At 72.9% G+C, this 21,099-nt stretch carries 18 protein-coding genes, 1 tRNA gene and 3 riboswitches; of the genes, 10 read left to right on the forward strand and 9 right to left on the reverse strand.

Annotation, left to right across the window (positions count from 1 at the left end; all coding sequences use genetic code 11):
* Positions 1 to 55: 55 nt before the first annotated feature.
* Both ACYU96_RS17390 and ACYU96_RS17395 read left to right on the forward strand, forming a co-directional pair.
* A tRNA-Leu gene (locus ACYU96_RS17390) sits at positions 56 to 139 on the forward strand.
* Between the two features lie 179 nt (positions 140 to 318).
* A complete protein-coding gene (locus tag ACYU96_RS17395) occupies positions 319 to 1,164 on the forward strand; it encodes a class I SAM-dependent methyltransferase (protein WP_460756334.1) in 846 nt (281 codons plus the stop codon).
* A 96-nt stretch (positions 1,165 to 1,260) separates the two neighbouring features.
* On the opposite strand, the gene ACYU96_RS17400 is transcribed toward ACYU96_RS17395, so the two are convergent.
* On the reverse strand, positions 1,261 to 1,992 hold the full coding sequence (locus ACYU96_RS17400) for an alpha/beta fold hydrolase (protein WP_460756336.1): 732 nt from the start codon (positions 1,990 to 1,992) through the stop codon (positions 1,261 to 1,263).
* 621 nt (positions 1,993 to 2,613) lie between these two features.
* Here ACYU96_RS17400 and ACYU96_RS17405 point away from each other — a divergent pair.
* The 4 genes from ACYU96_RS17405 (at position 2,614) to ACYU96_RS17420 (ending at position 6,800) form a co-directional block, all read left to right on the forward strand.
* The gene (locus tag ACYU96_RS17405; RefSeq protein WP_460756339.1) at positions 2,614 to 3,504 is read left to right on the forward strand and encodes an NAD(P)H-binding protein; all 891 of its coding nucleotides are present in this window, start codon (positions 2,614 to 2,616) and stop codon (positions 3,502 to 3,504) included.
* Between the two features lie 9 nt (positions 3,505 to 3,513).
* Positions 3,514 to 4,602: an alpha/beta hydrolase gene (locus ACYU96_RS17410; protein WP_460756342.1), complete on the forward strand. Its 1,089-nt coding sequence runs from the start codon at positions 3,514 to 3,516 to the stop codon at positions 4,600 to 4,602.
* Positions 4,603 to 4,684: 82 nt separating this feature from the next.
* Positions 4,685 to 5,854, forward strand: a complete 1,170-nt coding sequence (locus ACYU96_RS17415) for a pyridoxal phosphate-dependent aminotransferase (RefSeq protein ID WP_460756344.1) — start codon at positions 4,685 to 4,687, stop codon at positions 5,852 to 5,854.
* An 82-nt stretch (positions 5,855 to 5,936) separates the two neighbouring features.
* Entirely contained in the window at positions 5,937 to 6,800 is an 864-nt protein-coding gene (locus ACYU96_RS17420) for an endonuclease/exonuclease/phosphatase family protein (protein WP_460756347.1), read from the forward strand.
* 48 nt (positions 6,801 to 6,848) lie between these two features.
* Here ACYU96_RS17420 and ACYU96_RS17425 read toward each other — a convergent pair whose 3' ends face one another.
* Positions 6,849 to 7,178 (reverse strand): CBU_0592 family membrane protein, encoded by a 330-nt coding sequence (locus ACYU96_RS17425; RefSeq protein ID WP_460756348.1) that lies wholly within the window; start codon positions 7,176 to 7,178, stop codon positions 6,849 to 6,851.
* A 226-nt stretch (positions 7,179 to 7,404) separates the two neighbouring features.
* On the opposite strand from ACYU96_RS17425, the gene ACYU96_RS17430 reads away from it, so the two are divergent.
* Positions 7,405 to 8,310, forward strand: coding sequence for a LysR family transcriptional regulator (locus tag ACYU96_RS17430; protein WP_460756351.1), 906 nt, complete (start codon positions 7,405 to 7,407; stop codon positions 8,308 to 8,310).
* Positions 8,311 to 8,491: 181 nt separating this feature from the next.
* On the forward strand, positions 8,492 to 9,307 hold the full coding sequence (locus ACYU96_RS17435) for a 2-phosphosulfolactate phosphatase (RefSeq protein WP_460756353.1): 816 nt from the start codon (positions 8,492 to 8,494) through the stop codon (positions 9,305 to 9,307).
* Between the two features lie 75 nt (positions 9,308 to 9,382).
* Here the strand turns inward: ACYU96_RS17435 and ACYU96_RS17440 are convergent, their stop codons facing one another.
* The 5 genes from ACYU96_RS17440 to gcvP all read right to left on the reverse strand — a co-directional run bounded on the left by ACYU96_RS17440 (position 9,383) and on the right by gcvP (position 15,054).
* Positions 9,383 to 9,817, reverse strand: a complete 435-nt coding sequence (locus ACYU96_RS17440; RefSeq protein ID WP_460756356.1) for a (deoxy)nucleoside triphosphate pyrophosphohydrolase — start codon at positions 9,815 to 9,817, stop codon at positions 9,383 to 9,385.
* An 83-nt stretch (positions 9,818 to 9,900) separates the two neighbouring features.
* Positions 9,901 to 10,122, reverse strand: a complete 222-nt coding sequence (locus ACYU96_RS17445; protein ID WP_460756358.1) for a LuxR C-terminal-related transcriptional regulator — start codon at positions 10,120 to 10,122, stop codon at positions 9,901 to 9,903.
* A gap of 237 nt (positions 10,123 to 10,359) precedes the next feature.
* On the reverse strand, positions 10,360 to 10,731 hold the full coding sequence (gene gcvH / locus ACYU96_RS17450; protein WP_460756361.1) for a glycine cleavage system protein GcvH: 372 nt from the start codon (positions 10,729 to 10,731) through the stop codon (positions 10,360 to 10,362).
* A gap of 91 nt (positions 10,732 to 10,822) precedes the next feature.
* A complete protein-coding gene (gene gcvT, locus ACYU96_RS17455; RefSeq protein WP_460756363.1) occupies positions 10,823 to 11,992 on the reverse strand; it encodes a glycine cleavage system aminomethyltransferase GcvT in 1,170 nt (389 codons plus the stop codon).
* 83 nt (positions 11,993 to 12,075) lie between these two features.
* Positions 12,076 to 15,054 (reverse strand): aminomethyl-transferring glycine dehydrogenase, encoded by a 2,979-nt coding sequence (gcvP, locus tag ACYU96_RS17460; RefSeq protein WP_460756366.1) that lies wholly within the window; start codon positions 15,052 to 15,054, stop codon positions 12,076 to 12,078.
* A 213-nt stretch (positions 15,055 to 15,267) separates the two neighbouring features.
* Positions 15,268 to 15,393: riboswitch (glycine riboswitch) on the reverse strand.
* A gap of 126 nt (positions 15,394 to 15,519) precedes the next feature.
* Between gcvP and ACYU96_RS17465 the strand changes: the two genes are divergently transcribed.
* The gene (locus ACYU96_RS17465) at positions 15,520 to 15,747 is read left to right on the forward strand and encodes a hypothetical protein (protein ID WP_460756369.1); all 228 of its coding nucleotides are present in this window, start codon (positions 15,520 to 15,522) and stop codon (positions 15,745 to 15,747) included.
* A 272-nt stretch (positions 15,748 to 16,019) separates the two neighbouring features.
* On the opposite strand, the gene metE is transcribed toward ACYU96_RS17465, so the two are convergent.
* On the reverse strand, positions 16,020 to 18,416 hold the full coding sequence (gene metE, locus ACYU96_RS17470) for a 5-methyltetrahydropteroyltriglutamate--homocysteine S-methyltransferase (RefSeq protein WP_460756371.1): 2,397 nt from the start codon (positions 18,414 to 18,416) through the stop codon (positions 16,020 to 16,022).
* Positions 18,410 to 18,516: riboswitch (SAM riboswitch) on the reverse strand. Its footprint overlaps the gene before it by 7 nt.
* 64 nt (positions 18,517 to 18,580) lie before the next feature.
* On the reverse strand, positions 18,581 to 19,525 hold the full coding sequence (locus ACYU96_RS17475; protein ID WP_460756374.1) for a methylenetetrahydrofolate reductase: 945 nt from the start codon (positions 19,523 to 19,525) through the stop codon (positions 18,581 to 18,583).
* 8 nt (positions 19,526 to 19,533) lie between these two features.
* Positions 19,534 to 19,637, reverse strand: a riboswitch (SAM riboswitch).
* Between the two features lie 218 nt (positions 19,638 to 19,855).
* On the opposite strand from ACYU96_RS17475, the gene ACYU96_RS17480 reads away from it, so the two are divergent.
* The gene (locus tag ACYU96_RS17480) at positions 19,856 to 21,043 is read left to right on the forward strand and encodes an NYN domain-containing protein (protein ID WP_460756377.1); all 1,188 of its coding nucleotides are present in this window, start codon (positions 19,856 to 19,858) and stop codon (positions 21,041 to 21,043) included.
* The last annotated feature ends 56 nt before the right edge of the window (positions 21,044 to 21,099 follow it).

A 21,099-nucleotide genomic window follows, 5' to 3' on the forward strand; every position in this document is an offset into this window, starting at 1 on the left:
CGGCGCATATACCGTTCGGAGCCGGCCCGGTGAGCGTGCTAATCTCTTCCAGCACGCGCGAGTGGCGGAATAGGCAGACGCGCACGGTTCAGGTCCGTGTGCCCGAAAGGGCGTGGGGGTTCAACTCCCCCCTCGCGCACGTTGCGTTCGGGGCGGGGTAGGTCCGGGTCACCGGTATCTACCCCGCCCCGCTTTTGTTGCGCGGGGGGCGGAGCGGAGTCCCCACGCCCTCTCCCCGGAGGGGCTGCGGATGGGGTGCGCGGGCTGGTCAGGGGGCGTATTTAGGACGTCGCGGCTATTTTGCGCCACAATCCCCCCATGCTTGACGTCTCGATCGCCCCAGCTCCGGCGCCTGATGCGCCGTTCGAAGAGCACGTCGCCTGGGCCCGCAACGCTCCCGCGACCCCGGTCACCCCTGCCACCATGCCGACCGACTACCAGGACTCGCCTGTCGGCGATGCCATCACCGTCGATGTGCAGCCGTGGGACTACGAGGCCGAGGCTCGCGCCGCGGTGTCCGGGTCGTCGCACGGTGTGCTCGACATCGGCACCAGCGACGGCGAGGCCTTCGCCGCGCTCGGCCCCTTGCCCGAAGGATCGGCTGCGACCAGCACCGGGCCCGCCTTCCTGACTGCCCGCCGCAAGCTCGAACCGCTGCGCGTGAACGTGCAGAAGGTGGACGAGGTCTGGGCGGACGAGCTGGTGCTGCCGTTCTTCGACGGCCACTTCGCCACGGTGATCAGCCGCTGCGGTCTGATCAACGCGCACGAGGTGGCCCGGCTGCTGCAGCCGGGCGGCACCTTCGTCACCGAGCAGTTCGACACGAGCGACGGGCTCGCGATCAACGCCGCGCTCGGCCTCCCGCTGGGCTGGGACCCGGACAGCATGACCATCGACGTGCTGTCCGACGGCCTCAGCGCCGAGGGCCTCGAGGTCACGACTGCGGAGCACCACGCGGGCGTGCGGACGTTCAAGAGCCTCGCGGCCGTGCTCTGGTACCTGAAGACCGTGCCGTGGCAGGTCCCGGACCTGGCCCAGCTCGGGCCCGGGGCGATCGCCGCGCACGAGGCAGGTCTGCGAGGGCTGCACATGAGCTTCGCGGCGGGCGCGGAGCTGGTCGCGGAGGCGCCCCGCATCTTCGTCAAGGCCCACAAGCCCCTTTGACGGCCGTCACCGCACGTCATCCCGCGCGCCCCGCAGCCCGCTGAGCGCACGCCGGTGGCCGGGCCAGCAGGCGCTGGCCCGGCCACCGGCGTGCACTCAGCGCTCGCGGACGGGGTCGGGGGTGGTCGTCGTGATGTGACGGGCCGCGTCGATCAGGGCGGCCGGGTCGGCGTCGCGCACCACGAGCACGCGCTGGTCGGGCTCCGGGCGGGCGGACGGCTGCGTCGCGGCCTCCGTCATCAGCCGGCCGTCGTGCGCGATCGTCGGGGCGTGCTGCTCCAGGTCGCTCCAGGTGGGGCGGCGACGCATCCCGTCGATGCACTCGGGCGGCAGGCCGGTGACGTCGAGGAAGAGCTCGACGGCCGCGCCCGGGTCGCCCTCGGCCACGCACGACTCGACCGCGGCGACGACATGACGCCAGGCGTCGAGGCCGGCGGTGGCGGGATCGTGCACCGGCCTGTGGACGACGACGGAGGTCACGCGCCTGCCGAGGTCCGCCGCTGCGCGCAGCGCGACGAACGCGCCCGTGGACAGGCCGAGCAGGGTGGCAGGTCCGGACGCGTCCAGCACGGCGGCGAGGTCCTCGATCTCGCGCCCGACGTCGTACGGAGGGGTGAACCCGCTGGTGCCACGGCCGCGCCGGTCGTAGCGGACGCAGGCGATCGGTACGACGGCACCGGTGTCGCCGGGGCCGCCGCGGCCGGGGCCGCCGGCGGAGGTGGGGGCGGCGAGCCGGCGGGCCATGGTGAGGGTTGCGGGCGGCCGGTGTGCGAGGACGCCGTCGACCACGACGACGACGGGCAGACCCTCCGGGCCGGTTCGGTCCATGGCGATGATGGTTCCGTCCGCGGAGATCACGGCAGAGGCCACGGTGAACGGCGAGGTCATACAGGGAGGACGACGGTGGCGGGCGGAACTGATCGTTGCCGGCGTCGTCCCGTGTTCGCCGATCGAAAAATGCCTTGGGTGCCGGCCCCGGCGAGTCGTAGGTTCCTCGTACACAAGAAGGGAGGTGATCCGAGACGTGAAGACACTCGGGACCTGTGAGGTGGTCGCGCGCTGACACGCCGCTGACGAAGGAGGAAGCACGGGCACGGGCCGACGGCCACGTGACCGGAGCGGACTCCGGGGAAGCGGCGTGACAGGCAGTCGCGCGACGCGAACGTCAACGCGCCGGGCTAGCACGGCGCACGGGACTGGTGGCGAATACCACGCGACCACCGGGGCCCGCGGGTATCGCGCCATCGTCCAGCGCGGTGCGGAGGCGCACGGCCTCCGAACCCGCGGGCCCTTCCCTGCCCGCTCGCAGGAGGGCCGCTCCGGGCGTCCCCGCGCGAGGCCCGGTCCACGACTGCGCGAAGCCGCCCGGTCCATGATTGCGCACAGACTGCGCGGGGCTTGCGCCGATCCGGGGCGGACGGTTCGCCGGCTCGGCATACGCTCGAAGGCATGGCAGGTGGAGCAGTCGTCCTTGCGGGTGCCGACGGGACCGTCGGTACCCAGCTCGCGTTCCGGCTCGCCGCCGAGGCGACGGAACAGCGGCTCGTCGTGCAGGACCAGGCCCGGGCACCTCGCCTGCCCGGCGGCGCTGGGCTCCCCGAGGCCGAGACCGTCGTCCTCGGCCACACCCCCACCGCACGCCGGCTCGAGGTCGCCTTCGACGGCGCCGACACCCTGGTGATCGCCGGTATCGGCGCCACCGCCCCCGACCCAGTCGGGCTCGTCCAGGCCGCCACCGGCCACGGCGTGCGGCGCATCGTGCACCTGTCCCAGATCGGTGCCGGCCCGCAGTCGCTCGCCACCTACGCCCGCAGGCACTGGCGCGTCGAGGAAGCGGTGCGCGCCTCCGGCGCGACCTGGACGGTGCTCCAGGTGTCGGTCCAGTTCGCCACCCTCGTCCGCGCCGTGCACGACGACGCGCTCCGCGCCCCCGCGGGAGACGGCCGGATCGCCGCCGTCTCGCACGCCGACGTCGCCGACGCCGCCATCGCCGTCCTCCTGGACGAACGCCTCCACGCCCACGACGGCGTCACCTACCGGATCACCGGACCCGGCGCGCTCAGCGGGATGGACGTGGCCCGGACGCTGTCGGCCGTCGTCGGGCGGGAGGTGCGCTACGAGCCGACGTCGGCCCGGGACACCTACGCCACCCCCGTGCCCTGGGTCCACGACCTCGACAGCTGGATCTCCTGCTGCGCCGCCGTCGCCGGCGGCGTCTTCGAGGAGCCGGGAGACGCCGTCGCCCGGCTCGCCGGGCGCCCCGGCCGCACGTTCCGGGGCTGGCTCGACGACTACCCCGGTGAGTGGGCGGCCCTCCGCCGGCCCTCCCGCGGGAGCTAGATTCGCCCCATGTGGACGCCCGACGTGCTCGACGGCTTCGAGCAGCTCACCCTGGACCTCAAACCGGACGAGGAGGGCGAGGTGGTGGCCACACTCGTCCGGCGGGTCCAGCCCGGCAGCACCGACGCCGGCGTCGACCTGCTGTACGTGCACGGGTGGAACGACTACTTCTTCCAGTCCCACCTCGCCGACTTCTGGGAAGAGCTCGGCGTCCGCTTCCATGCCCTCGACCTGCGCAAGTACGGACGATCCATCCGTGACGGGCAGACGCTCAACTACGTCACCGACCTGGAGACCTACGACGAGGACATCGAGACGGCGCTCGCGGAGATCCAGGGCGGCACGGGCGCGGGTGCCGGGGGCCCGGGTGCGGCCCACGGGGGCCGGCGGCTGCTCCTCATGGGCCACTCCGCCGGCGGGCTGATCCTCAGCCTCTGGGCATCGCGTTCTCCCGGCCGGGCGGCCGGCCTCGTGCTCAACTCACCGTGGCTCGAGCTGCAGGGGCGAGAGGCGGGCCGACGGGTCCTGGAGCCCGGGCTGCGGGCGGCCGCCGCCATCAACCCGCGCAGACCGATCATCTACTACGACCGCGGCCTGTACTCGCGGGCGACCTCCGCCAACCTCGACGGCGAATGGACCTACGACGGCGTCTGGCGGGCCGACCACGGCCGACCCCCGACACAGGCCTGGATGGCCGCCATCCTCAAGGGGCACGAGCAGGTGGCACGCGGGCTGGCGATCGACGCGCCGGTGCTGACCCTGCTCTCCGCGCGGTCCAGCATCCCGACCCGATGGACCGACGACACGCGGCGCACCGACACGGTGCTGGACGTCATCGGCGTGGCGCGGCGGGTCCCGAACCTCGGTCCGGTGACCACGCTGGTGCGGCTGGACGGCGCGCTGCACGACGTCGTCCTCTCGGTGGCACCGGTCCGCGAGGTGGTGTGGCGCGAGACGGCGCGCTGGTTCCGGGGGTACGTCGGGGCCGGGGCGACGCCCCGGGACCCGGACGGCGAGGTGGCCCGACCCCGTCCGTGGTGGCGCAGGCTGCTCGCCGGCCTCACCACGTCCCGCCGGGGCGGCAGACCGGCCGCGTGACGCGCAGCACCGGTGGCACGGCCCACCGCCCACCTGACTCGCTGTCCACCTGACTCGCCGTCGAGCAGGCATCATTGCCCTCATGAAGGTCTCTCGCCGCTCCGCCGTGCCCCCGTTCGCCGTCATGGAGGTCCTCGCCGCCGCGAACGCGCGGCGTGCCGCCGGTGAGGACGTGCTGAACCTCTGCGCGGGCGAGCCGGCCACCGGCGCGTCCGAGGTCGTCCGCGAACGTGCCGCCGAGGTGCTGCGCACCGGCGACATCGGTTACACCGAGGCGCTCGGCGTCCCGGCCCTCCGCGAGGAGATCGCCGCGCACTACCGGCGGTGGTACGACGTCGACGTCGACCCCGCGCGCATCGCCGTCACCACCGGCTCGAGCGGCGGGTTCCTCCTCGCGTTCCTCGCCGCGTTCGACGTCGGCGACCGCGTGGCGCTCGCCCGCCCCGGCTACCCCGCGTACAAGAACATCCTGTCCGCGCTCGGCTGCGAGGTGATCGAGCTCGACTGCGGGCCCGAGACCCGTTACCAGCCGACGGTCTCCCAGCTCATGGAGGCGTACTACGGTGGCGGTCTCGACGGCCTCATGGTCGCGAGCCCGGCCAACCCCACCGGCACGATGATCACACCGGACGAGCTGGACGCCGTCGCCGAGTGGTGCGCCGCGCACGAGGTCCGCCTGATCAGCGACGAGATCTACCACGGCATCGCGTACTCCGGCGAGGTCACGCAGGCCACGGCCGCGCGGTACGCGGAGCAGGGCGCCGTCGTCGTGAACTCGTTCTCCAAGTACTGGGCGATGACCGGATGGCGCCTCGGCTGGCTCGTGCTGCCCGAGGAGCTGGTCGCGCCCGTCGGCGCGCTGGCCGGGAACGTGGCGCTGTCGCCGCCCGCGCTCGCGCAGCAGGCCGGGATCGCGGCGTTCTCCCCGGAGGGGTACGCGGCCGCCACCGAGAACGTCGCCCGTTACGCCGACTCGCGTGCCCTGCTGCTGGACCGCCAGGCGGAGCTCGGCTGGGACCCGGTGGCCCCGGCGGACGGGGCGTTCTACTTCTACGGGAACATCGCCGGCTTCGGCCTCGACTCGGTCACCTACTGCGAACGGCTGCTCGCCGAGGCGAACGTCGCGATCACGCCGGGCTCGGACTTCGACGGGGTCCGCGGCCGGGACTGGGTGCGGCTGTCGTTCGCGTCCGCGCCCGCCGTCGTCACCGAGGCGGTGGACCGCATCGCGGCGTGGCACAAGACGCTGTGAGACGAGGTCCGGCGACGCCGGACCCGGCGGGGCACACGCCCCCGGCGGGCGTTCGTCGTCGGACCACGGCACGATGTGCCCGATGCGCCTCGTCACGTTCAACATCCAGCACGGACTCGGTCCGGACGGCCGGTGCGACCGGGAGCGGCTCGCCGACGCCGTGCGCGCCCTCGATCCGGACGTCCTCGCGTTGCAGGAGGTCGACAGGTTCCAGCCGCGCAGCGGGTTCGCGGACCAGGCGCGGATCTGCGCGGAGGCGATGGGGGCCGTCGAGCATCGCTACGTGCCTACCGTGGCCGGCTGGATGAGTGCGCCCGGCCTGCGGTGGCGGGCGCGGGGGCACGAGCGGTACCCCGCGTACGGCATCGCCCTGGCCTCGCGGTTTTCCGTGCGGGCGTGGCGCAGGTGGCGGCTGCCGATGGCGAGCCGGTGGGTCGGGCCGGTGCAGCTGGGCATCGACGAACCCCGCGCGGCGCTCGCGGCCGAGGTGGAGACGCCGTCGGGCGGCATCACCGTGTGCGCGACCCACCTCAGCGCGCGGCTGGGCAACGCGTGGGCCCAGCTCCCGTGGCTGCGGGACGCCCTCGCCGGTGCGCCCCGGCCGCTCGTGCTGATGGGCGACCTGAACCTGCGCGACGCGGAACCGGCGTCGGTGACCGGCTGGCGGCCGTTGGCCGTGTCCCGCTCGTTCCCGGTCGGCGAGCCGCGCTTCCAGATCGACCACGTACTGCTCGACGACGCCGACGACGCCGTCCGCCCGGCGGGAGAGTCCCGCGCGCTGGACATGACGCTCTCCGACCACCGCGCGGTGGTGGTCGACGTCACCCTCGGCCCGACCGGGACGGCCGCGCCGAGCGGACGAGTGACCGGTCCGTCGTCGAGTGGTCGGCCGTTCCAACGGCCGACCACTCGACGACGGACCGATCACGTGCCGGGCCGGTCGTGACGGGACCGGTCACCTGTCCGCTGGGGCGTGGTGAGACGGGTGCCGCGGTCAGCGGAACGTCGACTGGAGCACGGCCGTCGCCTGCGCGACGGGCAGGGCGGAGACGTCCGAGGCCGAGTCGCGGGCCCGGCGGCCACGCTCGCGCGAGCGGGTGACCATGTACAGGGCGTTCGCGCCGATCACGACGGCGGCGATGTTCGACGCCGCCGCGGGCCACACACCGTTGAGCGCGGCGACCCCCATGAGGATCGTCGCAGCGCCCATGTTGGTCGCCTGGAAGGCGATCGAGTCCGGCCGCCATTTCCCCGTGCTCACCATGGCGTAAGCAACGAGTCCAGCAACAGCGCCGACCCAGCCAAAGGCTGTGACGACAGTCATGAGTGAGAGCACAGAGCACCTCCCGAATCGATTCGAAAATGGCGGACTTGTCCCCACGCGAGAGACGCCGGGGAGCGGAGCTGAACGCCGACTGGCGGGTACGTGTGAGCCAGCGGTATCAGCCGATCGGAGAGGTCCTCCGGTCGGTGCCGCAGCACTATCCTGGACCCCGATGCACCTTCAGCACAATCGAATGTTTGTGGACTCCGGGGTGTAGCATCACTACATGGCCGCCGACCCTCGCAGACTCGCTTTCCTCCTGGCAGTACACCGCGCCGGCGGGGTCCTCGCCGCCGCGGACCTGCTCCGGGTCACACCGTCCGCGGTGTCGCAGCAGATCGCCCGGCTCGAGGCCGAGGAAGACATCACCGTCCTCCACCGCGGCCCCCGCGGTGTCACGCTCACGCCCGCCGGACGAGTCCTCGCCGAGGCGGGCGAACGGATCGAGTCGGAGCTGATCGAGGCCCGCCAGGCGATCGCCGCGCTGGGGGAGGAGGTCACCGGCCGGGTGATGATCGGCTCGTTCCAGACCGCGATCCGCGCCGTGGTCGCACCCATGCTCGCGCCGCTGGCGGAGAAGTTCCCCGGGATCGACGTCAACGTCAACGAGCACGATCCGGTCGAGTCCGCGCGACGGCTCCGGGCGGGTGACCTCGACGTCATCATCCTCGAGCGCGACGTGGACATGGATGGCCCCGCTCCCCGTGGCGTCCACGAGATCCCGCTGCTCGAGGAGTCGTGGTGCATCGTCGTGCCGCCAGGCATGGCCGCACCCGAACGGCTCGACGAGCTGCCGGGCCTGCCCTGGGTCGGGCCGCTCGCCGGCACCGCCGCGGACCGCGCCCTGCGCCGCCTCGCCCGCACGCTCGGCACCGAGATCGCCACCCGGCACGCGTACTACGACTTCGACACGGCCCTCGCGCTCGTCGCCGCCGATCAGGGCGTCGCGATGCTGCCCGGACTCGCGCTGCAGGAGGAGGACGTGCCCGAGGGGATCACCGTGGTCCGCCTCACCGGCCTCGGGTCCCGCCGGCTCGTGGTGCGGCACCGGGTCGGGCGCCACGAGCCCAGCCCGGCGGTCCGTGCCGTGGTGGACGAGATGGTCGAGGCCGCTCGCGACATGACGCCGTGAGCTCGCCGTCGCGCATCGTGCGGAGGCACCCCCGCACGCCCTCGCGGACCGGGCCTGAGACAGCGGCTCGGCGCTCGGCTCGACGCCGTCGGCGGCAACATTGACCAACTCGCCGTCCGATCGTGGGCGAATTCGTCGCAGGGCGTATCTGAAGCCCTCTCCGAGGCTCTACGATGCGTGCGTGACCGCTTCACCACACGACCAGCGCCCCGCCCGGGTCCGCACTGACTGGGGGCTCTCGGGCGCACGCGCACTGACCGATTCCGATGCGCGCAGATCCCTCGTCGTGGTGATCGACGTCCTGTCGTTCTCGACCGGCGTCACGGTCGCCTGCGAGTCCGGCGCCGGCGTCTACCCCTTCCCGTACCACGACACGGCGGGGGCGGCGCGGCTGGCCCGCACCATGCGCGCCGTGCTCGCCGGCCCGCGCGTCGAGGAGGGCATCAGCCTGTCCCCCGCGTCGCTGCGCGGCCTGAACGCGGAGCGGGTGGTGCTGCCCTCGCCGAACGGATCGATGATCGCCCAGACGATCGGCAGCCGGGGCGCGCTGATGATCGTCGGCTGCCTCCGCAACGCGACCGCCGTCGCGGGGCTGGCCGCCGCGCACCTGAACGCCCACCCGGCGCACGACGTCGTCCTGGTGCCCGCCGGCGAGCACTGGCCCGACGGCGCGATCCGCCCGGCGCTGGAGGACCAGCTGGGCGCCGGCGCGATCGCGTCGCGACTGATGGGGATGCTGTCCGACGACGTCATCCGGCCGTCGGCCGAGACGCGCGCCGCGGCGGGGCTCTGGCAGGGCACGTCACGCCACCTCGACCTGCTGCGGGGCTCCGCGAGCGGACGGGAGCTGGTCGAGACCGGCTTCGACGAGGACGTGACGATCGCGGCGGACGTGGACTCGACCGACGTCGTGCCCGTGCTCATGGACGGTGCGTTCGTGCCGCTCGGCCACCGGATCGCGGCCGCCCGGCGGGCCCGGCCGGTCCCTGTCGCCTGAGCGACGCCGTCACCGGCCTCCGGGGCCACCCCTGGCCTTCGGCGGGGCAGCGGCGCCCCGTCCGGGAGGCGAGCGCTACTCGCTCGCGCGGCCGCGGAAGCGTTCCTCGAGGGCGGTCACGATCGGCAGGTCGCCCTCGATCCAGTCGACGTCGTGGAGTTGTGCGGTCGCGAGCCAGCGCAGCTCGTCGTGGTCCTCGAGGGGTTCCGGGCTGCCCGTGGTGATCCGCGCGAGCCACAGGCGCATCCGGTAACGGTCGGTCAGGGGCCAGCTGGCGTCGTCGCCGGGCCCGGAGAGCTCGTCGCCGAGCTCGGCGGTGATGCCGAGCTCCTCGCGCAGCTCACGGTGCAGGGCCTGGACGGGCGTCTCGCCGGCGTCCACCTTGCCGCCGGGGAACTCCCAGCGGCCGGCCAGTATCGCCGGGCGGGTCCGGCGGGCGGCGAGCAGGTGCGCGGGACGTTCGAGGTCGTCCACCAGTGCGGCGGCGACCACCAGGATCGGAGCAGCCATGCGGAGCATCCTGACACGGCCGGTGATCCCGCACGACGGCGTCCGCCCTGGGTGCGCGGACGCCGTCGTAGAGAGAGGGGGGCTCAGACGGTCAGCCCCAGGCGCTCCGCGCGCTCCACGGCGGCGGCCCGGCTGGACACGCCGAGCTTGCGGTAGAGGCTGCGCACCTGTGACTTCACCGTGTTGCGCGTGACGAAGAGCGTCTCGGCGATCTGCTCGAGCGTCTCCTCCTTGTTCATCAGGCCTTCGAGCACGACCCGCTCACGACGGGTCAGGGCGGGGTGGTCGGCCATAACGGTGCTCATGTGCTCTCCTTCTGTGCAGCGGCCATGTCTGGGGTCACGGCCTTCAACGGGAGCTGCTACAGAGAGAGACGCCGCACGCCACGGATCGTGACGCGGTTCTGAGGGGGAATCTGGAACCGTGACCTTTCCGCAACAAAAGAGGTTACCTGGTACCGCTGGTTCGACATAAGGCCTCCCGCGACGACGGGCCGGGTCCGGTCCGGTCGTCGCGGGAGGCCCCGCGCTGCGTCCGAGGGCTCAGAGGCCCGCGTGCTCGGCGTACTGCTCGGAGGTGAGCAGCTCGCCCTCCTCGGTGACGTCGACCTTGAAGAGCCACCCCGCGGCGAACGGCGCCGAGTTCAGCAGCTCCGGCTCGTCGACGACGGCCTGGTTCACCTCGGTGATCGTCCCGCTCACCGGCGCGTACAGCTCCGAGACGGACTTCGTGGACTCGATCTCGCCGATCACGTCGCCGTGCGCGATCGTCGCGCCGGCCTCGGGCAGCTCGACGAAGACGACGTCGCCGAGCGCCTCGGCGGCATACGGCGTGATGCCGACCGTCGCGGGGGACTCGCCGTCCACCCACTCGTGTTCCTTCGTGTACTTCAGCGCGGCAGGATAGTCAGCCACAAGAACTCCTCACTACAGGTAGGTCGAAAGGGGGGCCGCCGGGCGGGTACTGGTGAGGTGCCGACGTTCGAGCCCTGCCGGCACCGTGCGCTCAGCGGTCGTCTTGCCGGGCACGACGGTAGAACGGGAGCGGCACGACCACGAACGGTTCGGCCCGGCCTCGCACGTCCACCGCCAGCTCGGTGCCCTCGGCGGACACCTCCGGGGTCACGTACGCCATCGCGACCGGGTAGCCGAGCGTGGGCGACGGCAGGCCGGACGTCACCGCACCGAGCCTCGCTCCGGCGGACCCGTCGGTGGTGCGCCGCACGACGTCGTAGCCCGCGCGGGCGGGGCGGCGGCCCTCACCGCGCAGGCCGACCAGCACCCGCGCCGGCTGCGCGGCCTTGCGCGACACGAGCGCGTCCCGCCCGACGAACGGCAGCGGCTCGCCGTCCGCGGTCTCCTTGTCCAGGCGCACCACGCGGCCCATGCCGGCCTCGAAGGGCGTCGTCGTCGTGTCGAGCTCGTGCCCGTACAGCGGCATCCCGGCCTCGAGACGCAGCGAGTCGCGCGCCGACAGCCCGGCGGGCACCAGCCCGCACGGCTCGCCCGCGGCGAGCAGCGCCCGCCACAGCTCGACGGCGCGCTCGGGGGAGACCCAGATCTCGAACCCGTCCTCGCCGGTGTACCCGGTGCGGCCGACGACGACGGCCTCGCCCCGGAACCTCATCGGCGCGCACGCGTAGTACCTCAGGTTCTCCAGCGTGACGCCGCCGGACGCCTCGGGGTCCTCCTCGAACCCGGCGGTGGCCCGCAGGATCTCCTCCGCGCGCGGGCCCTGCACCGCGAGCAGCGCGGTCGGGACGAGCCGCACCTCGACGTCGAACCCGTCCGCCCGTCGCTCCAGCTCGCCGAGCACGACGTCGGTGTTGGCGGCGTTCGCCACGACGAAGTACTCGGAGTCGCCCGTGCGGTAGACGATCAGGTCGTCCAGCACGCCGCCGTCGTCGGCGCAGATCATCGAGTAGCGGGCGCGCAGGTGTTTGACCTGCGAGATCGCGCCGACCAGCGCATGGTCCAGGAACGCTGCGGCGTCCGGCCCGTGCACGGTGACGTCACCCATGTGGGACAGGTCGAACAGCCCGGCGGCCTCGCGCACGGCGCGGTGCTCCGCCAGGTCCGAGGTGTAGCGCAGCGGCATCAGCCAGCCGCCGAACCCTGTCAGGTTCGCGCCGAGCGCGACGTGCTCGTCGTGCAGGGGGGTCTTCTTGTCGGACATCCATCTCTCCTCTTCGCGGAGTGCCAGGTCGCGACGGGCCGGACCACCGGTGGCCCGGGCCGTCACGAGCCGCGCGGGGGTGGTCAGTTCTCGAAGGCCTCGACCGGCGGGCAGGAGCACACCAGGTTGCGGTCGCCGTGCGCGTCGTCGATGCGCCGCACCGGCGGCCAGTACTTGTCGTGCCGGAGGCCCGGCAGCGGGTACGCGGCCGTCTCGCGGGAGTACGGCTTGTCCCACTCGGTCGCGGTGACCGACGCTGCCGTGTGCGGGGCGCCCCGCAGCGGCGAGTCCTCGACGGTCCAGCGGCCCGCGGCGACGTCGTCGATCTCCGCGCGGATCGCGATCATCGCGTCCACGAACCGGTCCAGCTCCGTCAGGTCCTCCGACTCGGTGGGCTCCACCATGAGCGTCCCCGCCACCGGGAACGCGAGCGTGGGCGCGTGGAACCCGTAGTCCTGCAGGCGCTTGGCGACGTCGGCCGCGGTCACACCCGTCCGCGCGGTGAGGTCGCGCAGGTCGAGGATGCACTCGTGCGCCACGAGGCCGTTCGGGCCCGTGTAGAGCGTGGGGAAGTGGTCCGCGAGCCGGGACGACACGTAGTTCGCGGTGAGCACCGCGGCCTTGGTCGCCTCGGTCAGCCCGTCCGGGCCCATCAGGGCCAGGTAGGCGTACGAGATCGGCAGGATGCCGGCCGAACCGTGGTTCGTGCCGCTGATCGGCGTGCCGCCGGGCCCGTCGCCGGTGCTGTCCGACGGCGCCACCGGGTTCCCCGGCAGGAACGGGACCAGGTGCTCCGCCACGCCCACCGGACCGACGCCGGGGCCCCCGCCGCCGTGCGGGATGCAGAACGTCTTGTGCAGGTTCAGGTGCGACACGTCGCCACCGAACTCGCCCGGCCGGGCCAGGCCCACCAGCGCGTTCAGGTTGGCGCCGTCGATGTACACCTGGCCGCCGGCGTCGTGCACCAGGTCGCAGACCTCACGCACGTGCTCCTCGTAGACGCCGTGCGTGGACGGGTACGTGATCATGATCGCCGCGACCTGCGGGCGGTGCTGCTCCAGCTTGGCGCGCAGGTCGTCGAGGAGGACCTCGCCGTCGTCGGCCGTCTTCACGACGACCACGCGCAGGCCCGCCAGCGCCGCCGACGCCGCGTTCGTGCCGTGCGCGGACGCCGGGATCAGCACGATGTCGCGGGCCTGCTCGCCGCGGGACCGGTGGTAGTCCTTGATCGCGAGCAGGCCGGCGAACTCGCCCTGGGATCCTGCGTTGGGCTGGACCGAGACGGCGGCGTAGCCGGTGAGGTCGGCGAGCTGGGACTCGAGGCCCGAGATGAGCTCCTCGTAGCCGGCGGTCTGGTCGGCCGGGGCGTACGGGTGGATGTTCGCGAACTCCGGCCAGGAGATGGCCTCCATCTCCACCGCCGCGTTGAGCTTCATCGTGCAGGAGCCGAGCGGGATCATGGTGCGGTCGAGGGCGAGGTCCTTGTCGGAGAGGCGCCGCAGGTACCGCATCATGCTGGTCTCGGAGCGGTGCGTGCGGAAGACCGGGTGGTCGAGGTACGACGTCGTCCGGCCGAGCCCGGCGGGAAGTTCCGGGACGTCGTGCTCGAACCCGGTCGCGGGCTCCCAGGGGTTCTCCGCCCCGGGAACGGGCAGGTCCGTGCGCGGGCTCCCGGACTCCGCGGGCGCGTCCCCGCCCAGGGCGCTGAGGAGGACGCGGGTGACGGCGTCGGTGTCCGCCGCGGTCGTCGTCTCGTCGCAGGCGAGCTGGAGGTGGTCCGGGTCCGCCACGTGGAGGTTGTAGCCTGCCTCCGCCGCCGCGGAGGCGAGCTCGGCGGCCCTGCCCGGCACGACCGCGCGGACGGTGTCGAAGAACGTCTCGTGCTCGATCTCGACGCCCGCCGCGCGAAGCGTCCCGGCGATCGTGACCGCGTGGCCCCGGACTCGCTCCGCGATCGCCCGGAGACCCTGCGGGCCGTGGTACACCGCGTACATGCTCGCCACGACGGCGAGGAGGGCCTGGGCCGTGCAGATGTTCGACGTGGCGCGCTCGCGGCGGATGTGCTGCTCGCGGGTGGCCAGGGCCAGGCGGTAGCCCGGGGCGCCGTCGGCGTCGACCGAGACGCCGACCAGGCGGCCCGGGAGCTGACGTTCCAGGCCCTTGCGGACCGCCATGTAGGCGGCGTGCGGGCCGCCGTAGAAGAGGGGGACGCCGAAGCGCTGCGCGGAGCCGACCGAGATGTCGGCACCGAGCTCGCCGGGACTGACCAGGAGGGTGAGGGCGAGGAGATCCGTGGCGACCGTGACAAGGGCACCCGACTCCTTGGCCTCGGCGACGACGTCGCGCGCGTCGAGGACGCGGCCGCTCGCACCCACCTGCTGGACGACGACGCCGACGAGGTCGCCCTCGGGCAGGGTGCCGCCGTCGGGCACCGACGCGTCCAGGCCGGCCCGGAGGCCGTCGCTCAGGTCGGCGACGACGACCGGGAGACCGATCGCCTCGGCGCGGCCGCGCGCGATCGAGAGGGACTGGCCGAAGAGGTCGGCGTCGAGGACGACGTAGCCCGCCTTGGCGCGCGACGCCCGCCACATCAGGGCGACGGCCTCGGCGACGGCGGTCGCCTCGTCGAGCAGCGACGCGTTGGCGATCTCCAGGCCCGTGAGGTCCTCGACCGCCTGCTGGAAGTTGAGAAGGGCCTCGAGGCGTCCCTGGCTGATCTCCGGCTGGTAGGGCGTGTAGGCCGTGTACCAGGCGGGGGACTCGAGCACGTTGCGGCGGATGACCGCCGGGGTGTGCGTGTCGTAGAAGCCCTGCCCGATCATCTGGCGGTTCAACCGGTTCTTGCCCGCGATGTCGCGCAGGTGGGCGAGGACCGCGGCCTCGCTGCGGGCCGCGGGGATGCCGAGCGGGCGCTCGGTACGGATCGACTTGGGGACGGCGGCCTCGACGAGGGCGTCCACGTGGTCGTAGCCGAGCTGGTCGAGCATCGCGGCCGTCTCGTCGCCACGGGGGCCGAGGTGCCGGTCGGCGAAGACCGCCGGGGCCGGGTGGTGCTGGTTCACGGGCGGGCTCCTGCGGTCCGAGGGCGTGAGGGACAGAGCTGGGTCCCTCCCCGCTCTGTCATCGGACACCCTGCCCCTGTGCGGGGCGGGCGTCGACCTGAGAGTTTTGCCGGTCCGCCGCCCTCGCGGGACAGGGTCCGGCTTGCACCGTCGGTGGAGTCCTCGTGGCCCGGCTGTGACCGGGCCGCGTGGGGGCTCGCTTTCCAGAGTTGCCTCGCCGCGACGGTACAGGGGGCCTGAGAGATTCCTGGGGAGGATTTGCTCCTTCGGCGCCGACTCCGGCGTCGTCGTCCGCTTCCGGCGACGGCGCCACGTGCCGGACTCTCCCGTCGCGACTCCTGCGGCACGGTCCGGGCGACGCACGTGTCGAGGCCCGGGCCGTAGATTCAGTTGTGGGGACAGCGTACTGGCGCGCGGGAGCACCAGGCGACACCGACCACCCCTGAGATCTCTTAGGCTGGGGCCATGACGAACTTCCAGGTTGCCCACCGGGACAAGCAGGAGCCGACGGCGGCCCTCCTGGTCCGCGTGATCGTGTGCTTCGCCCTGTTCGTGGGCGGCCTCGCCCTGATCGGTGTCGGAGCCTACGGCGCCGAGGCCGAGGACATGGGTGCCGCGGTCGCGTTCGTGGGCGGCGTCCTCCTGATCTGCGTGTCGTTCGGCCTCCCGATGATGGGCGCCACCGAACGCTGACGGTGAGGATCGCCCTCGCAGCCTGATCCTGCCGGGCTGCGCCCCGCTGCCGTGTGCGACCTTCCGGCGCCCGATACATCCCGCCTGAGCGCCTGAGCGCCTGAGCGATCACGGGGTAACGACGGCGAGGCGAGGTAGGGGCGAGTGCCCAGGTAGGCGCCAGGGGGCGCTCCCCACGGCCCTACGTGAGCACCTGCACCTACCTCACCTCGCCACGTCCTGCCCGCGCGATCTCTACGTCATCCTGTGGACGTGATGGCTGCCGGGGGGGGTCAGAGGGACGCGCGCACCTCGTGCGCCGCCGCGACCAGGTTGGTCAGCGATGCCTTCGTCTCCGGGTAGCCGCGGGTCTTCAGACCGCAGTCCGGGTTCACCCACAGCAGCCGCGGGTCGATCTCCGCCACGGCGAGCTTCAGCAGGTCGCAGACCTCGCCGTCGGACGGGACGCGCGGGCTGTGGATGTCCCACACCCCCGGGCCGATGCCGCGTGCGTACCCGGCCGAGGCGAGCCCCGGCACGATCTCCATGCGCGACCGCGCCGCCTCGACGGACGTGACGTCCGCGTCGAGGTCGTCGATCGCCCCGACGACGTCGCCGAACTCCGAGTAGCACAGGTGGGTGTGCACCTGCGTGGACGGCGCGGCGCCCGACGTCGTCAGCCGGAACGACCGCACCGACCAGTCGAGGTAGGCCGGCTGCGCCGCGGCGTCCAGCGGCAGCAGCTCACGCAGGGCGGCCTCGTCCACCTGCACGATGGCGATCCCGGCCGCCTCCAGATCGGTGACCTCGTCGCGCAGGGCGAGCGCGACCTGGTTCGCCGTGTCGGCCAGCGGCTGGTCGTCCCGCACGAACGACCAGGCCAGGATCGTGACCGGGCCGGTCAGCATGCCCTTGACCGGCTTCGTCGTGAGCGATGACGCGTACTGCGTCCACGGGACCGTGATCGGCTCCGGCCGGGACACGTCGCCCCACAGGATCGGCGGGCGCACGCAGCGCGACCCGTAGGACTGCACCCAGCCGTGCACGGTCGTCGCGAACCCGGCGAGCTGCTCGGCGAAGTACTGCACCATGTCGTTGCGCTCCGGCTCGCCGTGCACGAGCACGTCGAGGCCCAGCTCCTCCTGCAACGCGACGACCCGGGCGATCTCCGCGCGGATCCGCTCCTGGTAGTCGGCGTCGGGGAGGTCGCCGCGGGTCCAGGCGGCGCGGGTGGTGCGGATCTCCGTGGTCTGCGGGAACGAACCGATGGTCGTGGTCGGCAGGGGCGGCAGGTTCAGCCGGGTCCGCTGCGCGGCCGCCCGGTCGGCGTACGGCGCGCGCGCGAAGTCGCCGTCGGACAACCGTGCGAGCCGCTCCCGTACCTCGGCCACGACGACGCCGGCCGCGTCCGCCCGGCCCGTGACCGCCGCGGTCGCCTCGGCGAGCTGCGACGCCACCGCCTCGCGGCCCTCGTGCAGCCCGCGTGCGAGCGTGACCACCTCACCGACCTTCTGGTCGGCGAACGCCAGCCACCCGGCCAGCGCGGGGTCCAGCCGCGGCTCGTCCTCGACGTCGTGCGGCACGTGCAGCAGGGACGTGGACGTGCCGACGGCGATCGCTCCGGCGCCCGTCCCGCGCAGGGACCGCAGGAGGCCGAGGCGGGCGGCGAGGTCGGCGCGCCAGATGTTGTGACCGTCGATCACGCCCGCGACCAGGGTCTTCGACGCAAGGCCGGCGAGGCTGCCCGACGGCGCGGCGCCGCGCACCAGGTCCACCCCGATCGCCTCGACACTGGTCCCGGCGAGCAGCTCCAGCCCGTCGCCGGACTCGCGCCGCAGGTCGCCGAACGGCGCCGCGACAAGGATCTGCGGGCGCTCCGCCCCGGCGGCCGGGGCGGTGAGGGTGGCGTACGCCCGGAGAACGGCGTCGGACACCTGGTCGAACGGGACGCCGATCAGGTCGCTGACGAGCGCGGGCTCGTCGAGCTGCACCCATGGCGCACCGGCGGCGGCCAGCGCGGCGAGCAGGTCGCGGTAGGCGGCGACGACGTCGTCCAGCCGGTCGAGCGGGGAGAAGTTCTCCGGCGAGCCGTCCTCCGGCTTGCTGAGCAGCAGGTACGTCACCGGGCCGACGACGACCGGGCGCGTGACGACGGGCGCGCCGCCGTCGGTCGGGCGGGCCGCCTCGGTGAACTCGCGGACGATCCGGTCGTCGGCGAAGCCGATCGGCGTCTCCGGCCCGATCTCGGGCACGAGGTAGTGGTAGTTCGTGTCGAACCACTTGGTCAGCTCGAGGGGCGGCTGATCGCTCGTCCCCCGCGCCAGCGCGAAGTACACCTCACCGGACACCCCCCGGGCCCCGGACGCCGAGGCAGCGGGTTCCGCCGCGGAGAAGCTGCCCGCGGTCTGGAAACGGGACGGGACCGCACCCAGGGTGGTCGTGATGTCCAGGACCTGGTCGTAGCGGGAGAAAGAGTTCGGGACCGCGCCCGCGGCCGGGTCCAGACCCAGGTCCACCAGGCGGCGCACCGTGGCGAGGCGCAGGTCGTGGGACGTCCGCTCCAGGTCGTCCGCCGTCGTCGTACCCGCCCAGTACGACTCCAGAGCACGTTTGAGCTCGCGCCGCCGCCCGATCCGGGGGTAGCCGAGCACCGTGGCACGCGGGAAGTCAGGCAGGGTCTTGTCAGTCATCTGAGCTCCATCGCACCTGGCTTTGAGCACCGTGCCCCCGGGACGGGGGTGGTTGCTGCGGCGTCGTCGAGCCAGGTCTCTCGGCCGCTCTGGATGGGTGAACATGCCTCCGGGGAGGCGGGACCTCGGCGTGGTCGCGGGACCGTCAGGCGCCCGCGCGACCGTCAGGCAGAGGCGGTCGTGAGGCCCACGCCGGACAGCAGGTCCAGCGCGGGGCGGTGCTTGTTGAACGTGTACACGTGGATGCCGGGTGCGCCGGATTGGAGGACCGCCTCGGCGAGGCGCACCGAGCGTTCGGTGCCGAGGGCGTGCTGGGCCTCGGTGTCGGGCGAGCCGTCGTCGAGCCGCAGCCCGTCGAGCCGCGCGAGCAGGTCGGGCGGCGGCACGACGCCGGTCAGCTCCTCCACGCGCCGCAGGCGGCGCGGATCGGTGGCGGGAATGATCCCCGCCAGGATCGGGATCGTGACGCCGGCCCTCCGTGCCGCCTCCACGAAACCCGTGTACGAATCGGCCTCGTAGAACAGCTGCGTGATCGCGAAGGACGCGCCCGCCTCCTGCTTCTCCAGCAGGCGGGCCACCTCCTGCTGCCGCGTGGTGCCGGCGTCGGCGTTGCCGTTCGGGAACGTCGCCACCGCGATGGTGAGCGGTTTGGCCGCACCTCGCATCGCCGTCGCCGGGCTCGCGGCGCAGCGCTGCTCCTCGATGTCCCGCAGGAGACGGACGAGCTCGATGCTGGAGTGCACGCCGTCGTCCGGGGGACGCCAGTCGGGCTGGTCCTTGGGTGGGTCGCCGCGCAGGGCGAGGAAGGTGCGGACGCCGGCGTCGAAGAAGTCGCCGATCACCTCGGACACGTCCTCACGGGACGCGCCGACGCAGGTCAGGTGGGCTACCGGCAGCACGGGGGTGCCCTCCAGCAGCTTGCTCACGACGTCGCGCGCGGTGGCGCGGTCGCCGCCGCCCGCGCCGTAGGTGACGGAGATGAAGTCGGGCTGCGTCGCGACGAGCCGCCGCGCGGTCTCCCAGAACTTCGGCGCGCGGTGGGGGCGACGCGGCGGCATGAGCTCGAAGGAGATCGTCGGCCGGCTCGGGTGCGGCGTCTCGACAGTCATGGATGATGCTCCCATCGCGCCTGGCGTTAGCACCTTGTCCGGACGCCGGGTGCGGCGTGGCAGGTTGCTGCGGTGTCGACGAGCCAGGACTCTCGACCGCTCTTGATGGACGGCCTTCATCGTCACACATGCCCGCGATGCGATCCGAATTGTGCTCACTTGCTGAGACATCCGGTCCGGCGGGGCGGTTCGCCGCGGAGCGCGGGTGGTGGGCGGCGGGGCCGGGTCGAGGTCACGGGCAGGTCTGGCCGGGTGTCGTGCGCGGGGGTCGGACCGTCGTCACACCTCGGCGCAGCGGCAATGTCAGCGGTAGCCCGTAGGGTGGTTGTCATGGACAACGAAGAGCGCCTCGCAGTCTTCATCGACTACGAGAACCTGGCGCTCGGCGCCCGGGAGCACCTGGGCGGCATGCAGTTCGACTTCGGCCCCATCGCCGATGCGCTCGCCGTGCGCGGGCGGGTCGTGGTGCGCCGCGCGTACGCGGACTGGTCGTACTTCGACGAGGACCGCCGCGCGCTGACGCGGCACCAGGTCGAACTGATCGAGATGCCGCAACGCATGGGTGCCTCCCGGAAGAACGCCGCGGACATCAAGATGGTCGTGGACACCATCGAGATGGCCTTCGAGCGCGACTACATCTCCACGTTCGTCATGTGCACGGGCGACAGCGACTTCTCCCCGCTGGTCCACAAGCTCCGCGAGCTGAACAAGCGCGTCATCGGGGTGGGCGTGGAGAAGTCCACGTCCCGCCTGCTGCCGGCCGCCTGCGACGAGTTCCTCTTCTACGACCGCCTGGAGGGCGTCGACGTCCCGGACGAGGACCATGCGCCGAAGGCGCCCAAGTCCCGTGCCCGGCGGCGGCCCCCGGCCGGGTCCGCCACGAGCGCACAGCCCGCGGACAGCCCGAAGCAGGAGGTCGCCGAGACGGGGAAGGTCACCGCGACGTCGTCGGCCAAGAAGCGGAAGGCCAAGGAGACGCCCCCGCCGGAGCCCGCCGAGCCGGCAGCCGGCCCGGAGGACGACAGCGACGACGAGCCGACCACCGAGTCGCCCACCATGGAGGTGCGGGTGGCGCAGACGCTCAAGGACATGCAGGCGTCGTCGTCCGACTCCGTGACCGCTTCGATGCTCAAGCGGACCCTGGTGCGGAAGGACCCGACGTTCAGCGAGTCCGACTACGGGTTCCGGACGTTCGGCGAGTTCCTGCGGTTCCTGGCGGACCGGGAGTTCGTGGTGCTGTCCGACGGGCCCTCGAAGGGGGACCCCGAGATCTCCCTCCCCGAGGCGGGGGACGCCGACGACGCGTTCACGCTGCTGCGGTCCGTGGTGCAGGGGGCGGGTGGGAACGCCGTGCTGTCCGGCCTGAAGAACGCGGTGCGCAAGGAACGGCCGGACTTCTCCGAGAAGGCGCTCGGCTACCGGGGGTTCCTGCAGTTCGCGAAGGCCGCGCAGGTGGCCGGCGCGGTCGACCTGGCCTGGGACGACGACGCGGACGACTACCTGGTGACCGCACGCTGACGAGGCCTGGACGGAGTGTTGCCGGCTGTTGACGGGATCGCCCGATGTCTGGGGAT

This window comes from Myceligenerans cantabricum, assembly GCF_054777735.1.